The following is a 13,202-nucleotide window of genomic DNA, read 5'->3' on the forward strand; positions in this document are numbered from 1 at the left end:
CAGTAAGTTCCTTGGATTTTTTTTCAGATAACGCGCTGAGCGAGTAGTGCTGCGCCAACTAGCCCCGAAAAGGGCGCGAATGCCGGAGCCTTGATGAGCTTTTCTACCGCATCCTCAGAGGAAAATTGGGGCATGTAGTGGTTCATCATTTCCCGCAAAGCGAGTCGCACCTTGCTCAGTAAAAAGGGCGTTTGCATTACCCCGCCGCCCAGTATGATGCTATCGGGAGTTATTGTCAGAAGTAGATTCATGCACATTTGTGCGAGGTAATTTGCCTGCAGATCATTGCCGGGATGGTTCGGGTTCAAATCGCTCAAATTGGCGCCCCAACGTTGTTCTATGGCGGGGCCTGAAGCCAGCCCCTCTAGGCAGTTGCTGTGAAATGTACACAATCCCTCGGGCATCGGGTCATCAGGGTTCACTGCTATTTTCATGTGGCCGACTTCGGGATGAAATTTGCCCTGATTCAGCTGATGACTGATAACAATACCCCCGCCAATACCCGTACCGACGGTGACATAAATGACGCGTTGACTGTCACGTGCTGAACCTAGGGTCGACTCTGCAATGGCCGCCGCATTGACGTCAGTAGTGATCACCAAGGGCAGATTAAATTCAGCCAGCGCCTCGGGGTAGCTGAAATAACTCCAATCGGGCTTTGTGGTCGGGCCAATGACGCCATAGTCGCTGCGTTCTGGCGCTATACCCAACGGACCGAATGAGCCGATGCCTATTGCATGAAATGCTTCTTTCTTGTGCTCGGCGCGTAGGTAGCTCAACAGTTTGGGGAGGGTTTCTGCAGGGGGCGCCGTGGCAATAGAAGTGTAGTGATTGGTAATCGAGCAGGGACTCCCAACGGCGACGAGAAACTTCGTGCCACCACCCTCAATCGCTGCTACGCGCATGTTGTTGAGCCCATGCTGGAATTAACGGTCATTCAGGCTTGCTCATGTGAACTAAAAGCTCCATCTTTCGGGAAGAGAATAACAAAATAGGGTTGCCATGCTATGAAAGCTATTTTTATCACCGGCGCAGGACAGGGCATTGGTCTAGCCATCGCGCGCCTATTTGCTGAGAAAGGGTGGCTTGTTGGACTGTTCGATATCAACGAAACCCTTTGCAATAATCATTTACAGACCCCGTTATTCCACAATGCCGTTGCGGGGTTTTGTGACGTGACAGACCCTGACTCTGTCAATGCAGCGCTGACAGCGTTTACCGATGCCAGTGGCGGCCAACTGCATGTTTTAGTCAACAACGCGGGCGTTCTGTCAGCGGGTGATTTTTCAACGATGTCTGCCGCAGATGTCAACGCTATGATCGCCGTCAACATTGGGGGTCTGACTACGGTTTCACACCAGGCGTTCCCCTACCTGCGCGATACCGACGATGCGGTAGTGCTCAACCTATGCTCCGCGAGCAGTATTCACGGTATCCCATGGTTGGCCGTATACAGCGCCAGTAAATTTTATGTGGACGGCTTAACACAGGCCCTTGCTATCGAATGGCAGGATCACGATGTTCACGTGACTTGTCTCAAGCCACCTCCCATCAACACGGCTATGGGGCACCAGTTAGACAGTCGCCATACAGAAAAAATGCCCATCACTATGCAGGTGGAACAAGTTGCCGATGAAGCTTTTGCTGCGATCATTGAGCGTACGTCGCATCGAATTTTGGGACGCAATACAAAAGCTTGGTACGTAGTAAACGGTTTATTGCCCGCGTCGTTGCGAAGTCGGCTGACTCGCTACATCACGGGTGCTTGAACCGCATTTTTAAATGAAAAGAGGACCGAGCCTGTGCGTAAAGCCCTTAAATTTTGCCACACTCTAGGCGGCGTTGGCCTGTTGGGGACTTTAATCACTTTGATCATTGTCCTGGCACTGCTGCCAGACCCCTTACAAGATATTCATGGCTACGCAGCGCTTACTGAGCTTATCGATCGATTGGCTCGCTGGGTTTTGTTGCCGTCTCTGGCATTAACCCTGGTTTCTGGCCTCCTTTCTATTGGTGCGGTCACGGCGTTTCACAGCGCGGGTTGGGCCTGGCTGAAATTGGCGACGGGTATCGTGATGTTTGAAGGCACACTGCTCGCCGTGCAGGGTCCTATACAGCGGGAAGCAAAGCTGACGCGGCAGTTTTTAAACGGCGACCTTGAGGCTTCTGCACTAGCGGGCAGCTTTGACACCATTAGTTACTCGATTGTGGTTCTGGGGAGTGTTGCCGTAGCCAATGTTGTGCTGGGGATTTGGCGCCCTCGATTGGGCAGGCGCCGAGCGCTATCAGCCCAAGTCGCGGAAGAGTAGGGCGAGTCGCTCGCCGCGACTCAGCGCTTTTAAGAAAGCCCTGGGTTCTTCGTTACTGTCGAAAAAATTGGAATAGCCTCTGAGCATCGATACGTCAATGCCGTCAAGGTCCAGGAAGCCCATCTGCCAATCGCTAAACTCTCTCGATTCGAGAGGTTCGTCAAAAAGCACCTCAACACCTTCGTGCCGTTGATCAGACATAATGCTGTTGAAGGTTTCCTGCACCCTCGATCGAGCGCCTTCGATGACCTGAAAGAACGATTGGTTTTTATGGAGCAGCAAACCTGAGATGTTGCGGCCTTCGTTCAACCCTCTGGCTTCCCTCAAAAGACCGATGAGGTCTGCGGCTTTCATATCGCGGGTTTGTGTACTGACGTAAGCGAGGTGAATCAGCTCATCATCAGAAGAGCCTGAGACTTCATTCTCGGCACGGGTTGCTACGCTATCGCTACACATGGGTGAAGCCTCCACAAAAATTGGATATGACCACGGCCCGGGATTAGCCGATGGTCAATTGTCTTCCCCCAACCCGATTAAAGGCGGCAATTTCCCCCTTGAAGACACTACGCAAGTAAAATAATCTAGACAAGTCTTTTCGTAACAAAATAATGACATATACTGTAGGAAGGCGACTTAATAACGCCATCGTGGCCTCGGGGGCCAAAGGAGCGCACATGGCAACAACAACGGCAGTAAACGATTCGACGCAGCAAGCTTTAGAAAACAGGTTGCTGGCGCCAAGATTTTATAAAACAGACTACAAAGCATTGAATACGTTAGATGTTTCCTCTGTTCGCCATGAGTGGGATGTGATGATGGCGAACTTTGAGGAAGACAAAAACCGTGCGCATTTTAAGCAGAGTATCGAGTTTGATCCGGACTCTCTTGATGTCGATATGGACCTCAAACGTGATTTTCTCGATCTCCTAGTGAGCTCAATTACGGCAGAATATTCTGGCTGTGTCCTGTATCAAGAGATTGAGAAGAACGTAGATAATCCTGATATTGCCAAGCTGATGCGTTATATGGCGCGGGACGAATCCCGTCACGCAGGATTTATAAACCGGGCATTGAAGCAGTTGGGCGTGGCGGTAGACCTCAGTGTTTTGAAGCAAACCAAGGATTACCAGTACTTTCGCCCCAAGTTTATTTACTACGCAACTTACCTGTCAGAAAAAATTGGTTACGCGCGCTACATTACGATTTATCGTCACCTGCAGCGCAATCCGCAAAACCAATTCCACCCTATCTTTAATTGGTTTGAGCGTTGGTGCAATGATGAGTACGCCCACGGCGAGGCCTTCGCCTTACTAATGCGTTCTGATCCCAAGTTGCTTCGCGGACACAATAAGCTTTGGATACGTTTCTTTTTACTGGCGGTGTATTCAACGATGTATGTGCGTGACCATTCACGTCCGAAGTTGTATCAGGCCTTCGGTATGGATCCCACTGAGTTTGATTATCAAGTGTTTGACATTACCTCTGAAATTTCCAAGCAAGTATTCCCTATGACGTTGAATACCGATGATCCTAGATTTCGACGTGGTATGGAGCGTCTGCTGTTCCTCAGTGAAAAAGCCGAGGGCTTGCAGGCCAAGGGCGGTCTTATCAACAAGTGTCTTAGGTTGGGCGTTATAGCTCAATCAGGCCTAACTTTTGCTCGGCTGTACTGTTTGCCAACGAAGCCAAACACGCTGCCCGACCAAGTTTGTATGGCGCCCGCTTGGTAGGCAAGCGTATTGCTGTCGGACGTACGATCATCGCGGTTGTCGGTGTAGCGGCCTTGCCATAGTGAGTGGTTTGTTCAGCAAGGGCGCTAGAGTGGCCTCAAGGCTAAGCTGATTAATCGGTAGCTAGAGACCTGATGCGAAATGCCTCCGGTCGCACAGCTACTCATGCGCGGATACCCTTTCAGGGGATCGTAACGGGGCTGCTTGCGGGGTCTGTGTATGATCAGAGACCACTTTTGCCTGAATTCGTGAAAGCAATTCTGCACACGCATTGGAGCTTGGGCCATGTAGACGCTACCTAACGATGGCAGCTCTTAAATGCCAATGTTGCGTGGCTGGTACCACCCTTGATTTTGATCAGGTCTAATCTTCATGGACAAACCCGTTTCCGTGTAAATATCTCCACCGCATTGATGGTTATAAATTCGATGGTCAGAAAAACCCCTTTGGCACTCTCGGGCTTGGAGGTTCAACTGCCGTTTTATCCCGGGATTGACCTGGTCAAGTGGGTGTTGCTTACGCGGATTCGTTAGTGAAAGTCGGCAAGAAAGGTAGCAGGGCGCTCGAAATTGAATCCGCAGCCGCTAGTTCGGCATTACCGAATGGGTGCTTGGCTCACTAAAGGCTGGCACCGTTGAGATTAACGGATTATAGTTAACCTGTTACCTAATTTTGAGCGGTTGTTAGGGACGCAAAATTGGCAAGCAGAGGCTTTTCAAAAGCATCCTAGATAAAATCGAGCTGATGGCTAGGCGGCCCCTCCAGAGGGCAACATCGTCAGGGTAGAGCCTGGCAACCACAGCGGTGCGGGCTTACGGGCTAAAAGCCGCCCAGCGGCGTCTGCATCAGGCCGCCAGGTGGAGCAGCGATCCACCCAGTGATCTTGCCGGTCCGTTGGGTTAAAAACAGCCAGCACATCCTTGGCGTTCTTGAATAACAAATAGTGCGGATAGCGGAGAGTAGTGTCCTATGCAGTACCACCGGAATGGCTTCAACCCCGGCAATTACCAAATCCCCGACGAGGTTCGAAAGCCCTATCCCAATCCGCCGATAACTGATCTGCCCACCGAGGTCGATGTACTTATTGTTGGTTGCGGTCCCGCAGGGCTGACCATGGCACGGCAGATGGCCGAGTTCGGCGATATTTCCACCTGTATCGTTGATCTCGAGCCAGGGCCGTTGCTGTTTGGGCGCGCCGATGGTATTTCCTGTCGAACCATGGAAATCATGGAGGCGTTCAATAGCAGCGAAATGGTGGTTAAAGAAACCTACCAGCTGCGCCAGAATAGTTTTTGGGAGCCCGACAGCGATAATACTGAGAACATCAAGCGCAGCCACAAGATCTTCGATGCCCGAATCGGTCTGTCGGAATTCACCCACGGTATAGTCAATCAGGCACGACTGCACGAACTGTTGCTTGAGGGTATGAAGCACTCGGTCACCGGGCTTGAGCCTCACTACTGCCGAAAACTGATGAAGCTCAACGTGGATTCCAACCTCACTCAGGACCTTGATGCCTACCCCATCACTGCAACCTTCGAGCGCAGCGACACGGAGGAGCAAGGTGAGCAGGAAGTTATCAAGGCACGCTTCGTGGTGGGCACAGACGGGGCTAGGAGCATCGTGCGACGGGGCCTTGGTATCGAGCTCAAGGGTGATTCGGCGAACAAAGCTTGGGGCGTCATGGACGTACTGGTAGTGACCGATTTCCCAGATATCCGGGTCAAAAGTTTCATCCAGTCCAAAGATCACGGTGCGGTGATGCTCATCCCCCGTGAAGGCGGCTACCTAGTCAGAATGTATGTGGAACTCGACCTTCTGGAGCGGGGCGAGCGCGCTGCCAGCATCAAGCTTACTGAGAATGACCTCATTGCCAAGATGCAGCAGATTTACCACCCATATACCGTGGACGTTAAAGAGGTCGCTTGGTGGTCGATTTACGAGGTGGGTCAGCGGGTGGCCGAGCGTTTCGATGACCGGTCACAGGATGCTCAGGAAAATCAGATTCCCCGCGCTTTTCTTGCCGGTGACGCCTGCCATACCCACAGCCCCAAAGGTGGCTGGGGTTTGAATACCTCGCTTCCAGACACTTTTAATTTAGGCTGGAAGATGGCGTCGGTACTGCAAGGCAAGAGCCATCCCAAGCTGTTGCAGACCTATGCGCCCGAACGGCGCAAGGTCGCCGAACAGCTTATCGATGCCGACCGGCAACTGTCGAGACTGGTCGCTACCCAGCCATCGGCGAAACAACTCTCGGCGGACCAACGCAAAACCGATACCACCGATATCGAGGCATTCATGGCTCGGCAAAACGGCTTCATCGCCGGAACCGCCATCGGCTATTACCCGTCGTACATCTGCACAGGACAAGAAAATCAGGAGCTGGCAGCTGGCTTCAATATTGGCCAGCGGTTCCACTCCGCCATTGCCCTTCGCGTGGCCGATGGTCGTCAGCAACACTTAGGACATTTGGTAAAGGCGGATGGCCGTTGGCGCATTTTTATCTTCGGCAGCACCCATAATCCCTGTGACGCGGCTTCCGATTCCGGCCAGCTCATCGAGTTTTTGGCGAACGATCCCGCATCGCCCGTAGTTCGATACACTGCTCAAGATGCCGATATCGATTCAGTGATCGATGTGTACGGTGTCTTCCAGCAACAAGATCTTGCCATTGAGAACATCCCCGACTTTCTGTGGCCTCCCGGAGGAAAATATGGCCTTAGGGACTATGAGAAGGTGTTCTACGGTGAGAAGAACAATGATGTGTTCGATCTGCGCGGCATAGACCGTTCCCGAGGCTGCATGGTGGTGGTGCGCCCGGACCAGCACATTGCCACAATTCTACCGCTCACTGCCCATGCCGAGCTCGCGGCTTTCTTTGACGAATTTCTGCTGGCAACCGACTGCAATTGAATTTGTCGGCGGCGTAAAGTCACCAAAAATTAAAATTGTAATGTGATTTTGGGCGCATCCCACTAAACGCTATGTGCGGCTTGTGCGGCGATAGAGCCTACTGAGTCGCGCTCGCAACGTTTCGGCGCCAGTATTTCCATAGGCCGATTATTGAAGCCCCTATCCAGAACACCTCAATCACCACGCTGGCAAGATTAAAGTTGAAGCATAGACTGACAAAAAGAAAAACCGCGCCCACCAAATTCATGACGTTGTAGCCAAGGCTTTTAGGGTCGATTCGTTCGAGCTGCAGCAGGTAATAGGCCAGTATGACCATGATTGTGCCGAGCATGCCGATGGCGTCAATGATGTTGTCATGCATAGGCAATAATCCAATGTGAGCCGATAAAAAGGGTGCCTCAGTATAAGTAGTCTAAAGGGGGTGTCGAGAGCGATTAATCGTCCAGAAAATGGTCATGGAACCTGAGCGTTTCATGCGGGCTCGCACAATATTTGTGGTTAGAACCTGGGGTCAGTGCCTTCACTGCAAGGCCCGCAGATCATTTTTTTTGCAACATGCAAAATCTCAGGCGAGCAACGCGACACCAACGAAGTATTCAGTGGCCCCCTTGCTGATTGCGTGTGGCTGAGCTTGAGCCATTGCCAGTAAAAAGCGGCAACGTCTCAGTCGACACCGACGATGTCATTGGCCGTAGCTAAGAGGTGATCAGCGCCTAATCGTTTTGGCGGCCGAGTTTAATTCGAAGGTCTCTTGGTGCTCAATGCAAACGATGATCCTGACTGGGCCTCTACAACGGCCAGAGACCTTGATATTGATGTCGTTAGCCTGTCTTGAGGGTAATAAGACGCCCCTAACTCTGACTGGAGGTGCGTCCTGGTGGGTGGTATCGCAGGACGAGATCAGTTAGATGGGCGAGCAGTGAGACGCTTAAACACAGCGTTAACCAGTACCACTCGGCCTGTGATAAGGCGAGGCGAATGCCTAGCATCAGAGCGGCCCCAGACACGAGATTGGGAATTAGCGTTCGGGGGCTAGGACAAGCCGAGTTGTAACGATGGGCAACGATGATGACGATGCCCTCAATGACGATCAGGCAGAGGATGGCGTCGAGAAGCCTTCCGGATATCAACGAAGACTCCATCCACGATACGAGCAAAGCTGCCATCGCCTAGGAAGCTCGCGTAAGACCTATTAGGTTTCCAATATCTTTTAGGGCAACCCGTAGGTGCGCAGTTTTGCGTCGCTTGACCAGCTGTTTTTGGGTGTAGGCCTGCCAAGTTAGCTCTTGGACATCTTTGTCCTGACACATGCTCACAAACTTCTCACGACGTTTGTCCGATCGGTACCAAATACGTTGCAGTAGACCCAGTGCCCAGAACGTTTTTCCGTGCAGCTTCATAAACTGGCGGCGTGCCTTGCCAAGGATTCGGGCATCGCCCACCTGTAAAAACTCATCCATGGTTTGTGCGGCAAGCTTGCCACAAAGCATGGCGTAATAAATCCCTTCACCGGATGCCGGCGCAACGACTCCAGCGGCATCGCCAGAGAGCAACACGCCTCTGCCATCGTCCCACCTTTTTAGGGGCTTCATGGGTATAGGGGCACCTTCTCGGCGAACTGTTTGACAGCTGTCTAACCCTGTTTTGGCTCTGAGAGTTGCCACCGCATTTCGCGCAGAGAAGCCATCAGTCTCACTGCCGACACCAATGCTGGCATGCCTTCCATGGGGGAATACCCAAGCATAAAAGTCGGGTGATAATTCGCCCTGATACCAAACATCGCAGCGATCACCGTCGTAAAGCTCATCATTGGCAGCTGGGGCCTCCACGATTTCGTGGTAAGCCAGCACCCACCGTGCGTTCTTGCTACAGGGAATCGCCTGTCGAGCCACGTTTGACCGCGCACCATCAGCACCGATCACGCTGCGGCTAGTCACACTGATGTTCTCGAGACCGGCTTCTTTGCTTTGAAAGTCGATATGCAAAACACCTTCTTCATCATAGTGCAGCGCCTTGAAGGCACCGATACGCAGTTCCGCTCCGGCTGAAACGGCGCGCTCTCGCAGCCAAGGGTCAAAGACATCGCGATCAACCATGCCAACAAAGGTTTCACCGACCGGCATATCCACCTTTTTTTCTGTGGGCGATATCATTCGAGCTGACCGGATTCTGGCGACTAATAGCTCTTCGGGAATTTCAAATTCATCGATCAAGCAGGGTGGAATGGCACCGCCACAAGGCTTGATTCGAAAAGCGCGTTCAAGCAATAGCACCCGGTAGTTTTGTTTTGCTAGGTGCTCGGCGGCGCTTGCACCCGATGGACCGCCGCCGATAATTACCACGTCATAATCTGTATTGGACACGATTCGAGTCCCCCGTTAGTTGCGACCCGCCATCACTTCTTGCATGGCGATTTCTCCAAAGCTTGGAGCTGATTTTTCTTCGTTTTGTTGTTCGTTTTGTTGTTCGTTTTGTTGTTCGTTTTTGCCAATACCCAGGCCCAGCCAAGCAGCTACGAGGAACATGAGAGCCTCGAAGCTAAATACCAGTCCGTAAGCATGTGCAGGCACTTCAATCCAAATTTGACACACATCAACAGCGACGGTGCCTAAAAAGCCGCCTAGGGCAAATGCGATAGCTTGCGCGGCTCCCCAGAGCCCCATACGCAAACCTTCACGGCCCGATTGTCCGGCGCTTGCTAAGGTCATCATGGTCGCAATCGCTGCCACCGCGAATGCGCCGTTGGCAAACCCGAGGAGAAATACGTTGCCAGAGAGATGCCAGGTCTCGGGGTGGAGTCCGCCGCTCGCGAGTGTCAGCAGTACCATCCCAGATGCAATACAGCCGCCAACGGTCCAGGCGCGAAGCAGGCGTACGCCGTGCTTACTGAACAGCGAGCCGCTCGCAGCAACGGCGATCATGCCCACCAGAACCCCCGCATGTTGAGTGCCTGCTAGCTGAGTTGAGGCCCCCGGTGATAAGCCAAAAACCAGCCCCGCGTAAGGCTCAAGTATCAGGTCCTGAAAGGAGTACGCCAGCATTGAGACAAACACAAACAAAGTGAACTGGCGAGCCTGCCGCTCCTGCCAAATTTTCTTGAGCGCTTCGCTGAACGCAGGTTTTTCTGCAGCCGCTGCGGGTTGTACGGTGTAGGAGGTGGGTTCAACGTTGCGTATGGCCAGCACGGTAACCGTCATCGCGAGTACCGACACGGTCGCAGTTACACTTAGCAGGCGACTGGGGGAAAAAGGATCCAGAAAATGGCCAGCAACCCCTGCTGTGACGGCGAATCCCGCGATCATCATAAACCACACCAGAGTTGCAGCGGCGGGTTTTCGCTCGGGTGCAACGACCTTGGCCAAGAGCACTAGCAGCGAGGTACCGGTTGCTCCTGAGCCTAAACCAATGCCAAAAAAGCCAATAAACGAGACTATTGAGCCGGTGATGACGCTGCTAGCCATTAGTACAGTGCCAAAAGCTGCGATAACACCGCTAGTGGCGAGGAGCGCCATCCCACCTAAAATCCAGGGTGTGCGACGCCCTCCGATGTCCGAGCCATAGCCAATGCGTGGACGGGCAAGCTGAACAAAGTGATGCACCGCGACCAGAAAGCCGGGCAGCATGGCGGGTAAGGCCATTTCCACAACCATCACGCGATTTAAAGTAGATGTCGTGAGTACGATGATGGCACCCAGTGACGTCTGAATAAGCCCAAGGCGCGCAATACCCAGCCAGGTGAGATTTTGCAGACCTGTCATGACGCAAGACCCGAGAGTGCAGTTGCAGTGACCATCATGCCGCTTACATAGGCCATCACACCGGTACCGTTGTACCACGGCGCCAACTCTTCAGGGTTTTTAACCAGCTTAGACATGGCGATGAGTTGCCCAGCAATCAGCAGCGCAACTACGGCTGCTTGCCAGTGAGCGGCTTCGTTGACGAGTAGGGCAACCACGAAAAATTGAGGTACCGCCATAAACCAGCAGGCGATAATGGCCGCCTTGCGGAGCCCATAAACTGCGGGCAGCGAGCGCAGACCCAACGCACGGTCGCCCGCGACAGATTTGAAGTCATTGAGGGTCATAATGCCGTGTGCGCCTAAACTGTACAGGCCTGCAACTGCAAGTACCTGCCAAGCTGGGAGCATACCTCCCAGAAAAACTGCCGCCCCTGTCAGCCACGCCAAGCCCTCATAACTTAGGCCGACAGCAGCGGCACCCCACCAGCCATTGCGCTTTAATCGAAAGGGTGGGGCACTGTACATCCAAGCGAGGGTGAGACCGACCAGAGTTGCAATACCCACCCAAAAGCCAAGGGCGGCGCCCCAAGCGCCGGCTAGAGCGGTCCATACAACTGCAAAAATCAGTCCCCAATTACCCGGCACTCTGCCTGAGGGTATCGCGCGTTGGGGTTCATTGATGGCGTCCACTTCGCGATCAAACCAGTCGTTGACGATTTGACTGGCGCCACAAACCATTGGGCCCGCGAGCAGGATGCCGGCAATAAGTAGCACAGGATTTTCCAGCAAGCCCGAGCCGCTTGACACCGCCCCGCAAAGAAACGCCCACATGGGGGGGAACCAAGTGATGGGTTTGAGTAATTCAAGCAGGGCGCTCGCCTGAGGGCGATGAGTACGAACTTCAAAAGAGGGAGCTCTTTGCATAGTTGGAGGGTAAACAGGCCCTCCAACCAACGTCAAATGTTATTTACATATCATACGTAAATAAAAATAGTCATTCCGCGGGGTCAGAAGCTGAATCCCCTATGCCATAACGCCGTAACTTGGTGTAGAGGCTTTGTCGACTCAGGCCCAAGATTTCGGCGGCTGAGGCGCGATTATCCCGAGTGAGTTTCAACGCAGCCTCAATACAGAGTGCCTCAATGACTTCGGTGGATTCGCGAACCAGCTCTTTCAAGGGGTGGCGACCCACGCGCTCGGTAATTTGTTCGATGGATCGCGGAAGTCGCTCTGTGAGTGGATGATCTGTCGTTAGGCGCCGGCTTATGTCTCTGATAAAGAACACAATCTTTGGGTTTTCGCCCCGTTGAACTGTTGCGGCAGAGATTTCGATCTCTGATGTGGTCCCCACGCTATTCTTGAGCACAGAGGCATAAAGCTTTATTGGGCGCCCTTGCTTAAGATTGCTGAGCATCACGGAAAGGTCGACGGTTGTTCGCCCCACCCAAGTATCGAGAGTCCTTCCCATGACTTGATCCGGGGCTGGTACGCTGATCCACTCGAGAAAGATAGAATTCACGTATTCGATGCGACCTTCGCTATCGACCTGAACAATAGCGTCGGGAGCCAGCTGGAAAGTGTCTGCTAGGTGCATATCCTGCAAGTTGCTGTCTTCACCGGTGCTAGAGAGCCTGATCAAATAGCGAGACTCAGGTCCCTGACGTTGAAAACTTACCAAGACATCGCTGCCGTGGGGGACATTGGGCAGCACTATACGTCGCAAGCTGGTAGCGCCTGTTTCCCGCGCGGCATCTAAGAGTGACTGAATCTCGACCGAGTTAAGCGGTAGCGGGCGCCCGATGATGCTCTGACCTTCTGTATTTAGCATCGCGTTGGCCTGCGAGTTAGCCTCTAAGACCCTGCCAGTACCTTCATCAACAACGAGAATTCCGTCGCTTGTGAGCTCTAGCAGGCGGCGATAGCGATTTTCCATTTGGCGCAGTGCCCAATAGTCTTGCTCCATAGCGTGCTGGGCGTTGAGAACCTGCTGCCGAAGATCGCTTACAACCCTCAGATCACGGCCGACGGCAATAACGCCCTTGCCGTCGCGAGGTTGAATAAGCCTGAAACTCATGGGTAGCTCATCATTTGTCTCAGTCGCACGAATGTTGAGGTCGACCCGATTGGGTGTGTTGGGTGTGCGAGTGGCGGCAGTTAATGCATTCTTTGCGCGTTCGGCGTGCTCTTCGATACAGAGCTCATGCCAGCTACGCCCACGCCAAGGAATCCTCATGAGGTCAGTCAGCTCGGCATTGGTGACAGCGACATCAAGGCAAAAGCCTTCTGCGTCCAGCTGTAATTGTACGTCTGCTACCGCTTCCAGTACTGAGGCGACAGCGGCGGGGTCGAGTTCTTTAAGCAACACCTGATCCTTTGTGGGCATTCGTCGAATGGTCTTTGCGCTATTTTGCGCTAGGTCCCATCTAAATTGAACCGAGGTTTACACTAGCCGGCGAGAAAACGCACCCATAATGGACATATTTCTCTTATTTAGCCCCTATTACCCCCAAA

12 protein-coding genes are annotated in these 13,202 nt (G+C 52.9%); 4 read left to right on the forward strand and 8 right to left on the reverse strand.

Annotation, left to right across the window (positions count from 1 at the left end):
- Positions 1 to 23: 23 nt before the first annotated feature.
- Positions 24 to 905, reverse strand: a complete 882-nt coding sequence (locus ACMAY6_RS06560; protein WP_435215501.1) for an ROK family protein — start codon at positions 903 to 905, stop codon at positions 24 to 26.
- Between the two features lie 102 nt (positions 906 to 1,007).
- Between ACMAY6_RS06560 and ACMAY6_RS06565 the strand changes: the two genes are divergently transcribed.
- Together ACMAY6_RS06565 and ACMAY6_RS06570 are read left to right on the forward strand one after the other, a co-directional pair.
- On the forward strand, positions 1,008 to 1,769 hold the full coding sequence (locus ACMAY6_RS06565; protein ID WP_435215502.1) for an SDR family NAD(P)-dependent oxidoreductase: 762 nt from the start codon (positions 1,008 to 1,010) through the stop codon (positions 1,767 to 1,769).
- A gap of 33 nt (positions 1,770 to 1,802) precedes the next feature.
- Entirely contained in the window at positions 1,803 to 2,309 is a 507-nt protein-coding gene (locus ACMAY6_RS06570; RefSeq protein ID WP_435215504.1) for a hypothetical protein, read from the forward strand.
- Here ACMAY6_RS06570 and ACMAY6_RS06575 read toward each other — a convergent pair.
- Positions 2,286 to 2,765 carry a BLUF domain-containing protein gene (locus ACMAY6_RS06575; protein ID WP_435215506.1) on the reverse strand — a complete coding sequence of 160 codons (480 nt, stop codon included), beginning with the start codon at positions 2,763 to 2,765 and terminating at the stop codon, positions 2,286 to 2,288. The genes ACMAY6_RS06570 and ACMAY6_RS06575 overlap by 24 nt on opposite strands.
- Positions 2,766 to 2,983: 218 nt before the next feature.
- Here ACMAY6_RS06575 and acsF point away from each other — a divergent pair, with 218 nt between their 5' ends.
- Both acsF and ACMAY6_RS06585 read left to right on the forward strand, forming a co-directional pair.
- Entirely contained in the window at positions 2,984 to 4,039 is a 1,056-nt protein-coding gene (gene acsF, locus ACMAY6_RS06580) for a magnesium-protoporphyrin IX monomethyl ester (oxidative) cyclase (RefSeq protein ID WP_435215507.1), read from the forward strand.
- 969 nt (positions 4,040 to 5,008) lie between these two features.
- The gene (locus ACMAY6_RS06585) at positions 5,009 to 6,952 is read left to right on the forward strand and encodes an FAD-dependent monooxygenase (RefSeq protein WP_435215508.1); all 1,944 of its coding nucleotides are present in this window, start codon (positions 5,009 to 5,011) and stop codon (positions 6,950 to 6,952) included.
- A 97-nt stretch (positions 6,953 to 7,049) separates the two neighbouring features.
- Here ACMAY6_RS06585 and ACMAY6_RS06590 read toward each other — a convergent pair whose 3' ends face one another.
- From ACMAY6_RS06590 to ppsR, 6 genes are all read right to left on the reverse strand, one after another.
- On the reverse strand, positions 7,050 to 7,313 hold the full coding sequence (locus ACMAY6_RS06590) for a CBU_0592 family membrane protein (protein ID WP_435215509.1): 264 nt from the start codon (positions 7,311 to 7,313) through the stop codon (positions 7,050 to 7,052).
- Positions 7,314 to 7,803: 490 nt separating this feature from the next.
- Complete coding sequence (locus ACMAY6_RS06595; protein WP_435215511.1) at positions 7,804 to 8,118, reverse strand: hypothetical protein; 315 nt, start codon at positions 8,116 to 8,118, stop codon at positions 7,804 to 7,806.
- Between the two features lie 3 nt (positions 8,119 to 8,121).
- Positions 8,122 to 9,315: a geranylgeranyl diphosphate reductase gene (locus tag ACMAY6_RS06600; RefSeq protein ID WP_435215513.1), complete on the reverse strand. Its 1,194-nt coding sequence runs from the start codon at positions 9,313 to 9,315 to the stop codon at positions 8,122 to 8,124.
- 15 nt (positions 9,316 to 9,330) lie between these two features.
- Entirely contained in the window at positions 9,331 to 10,710 is a 1,380-nt protein-coding gene (locus tag ACMAY6_RS06605) for a BCD family MFS transporter (RefSeq protein ID WP_435215514.1), read from the reverse strand.
- Positions 10,707 to 11,615 (reverse strand): chlorophyll synthase ChlG, encoded by a 909-nt coding sequence (chlG, locus tag ACMAY6_RS06610; protein ID WP_435215516.1) that lies wholly within the window; start codon positions 11,613 to 11,615, stop codon positions 10,707 to 10,709. Before chlG ends, ACMAY6_RS06605 begins: the two co-directional genes overlap by 4 nt.
- A gap of 70 nt (positions 11,616 to 11,685) precedes the next feature.
- Positions 11,686 to 13,074, reverse strand: a complete 1,389-nt coding sequence (gene ppsR, locus ACMAY6_RS06615; protein ID WP_435215518.1) for a transcriptional regulator PpsR — start codon at positions 13,072 to 13,074, stop codon at positions 11,686 to 11,688.
- Positions 13,075 to 13,202 lie beyond the last annotated feature (128 nt).

The organism is Luminiphilus sp. nBUS_16, assembly GCF_051201645.1.
GTDB lineage: Bacteria > Pseudomonadota > Gammaproteobacteria > Pseudomonadales > Halieaceae > Luminiphilus.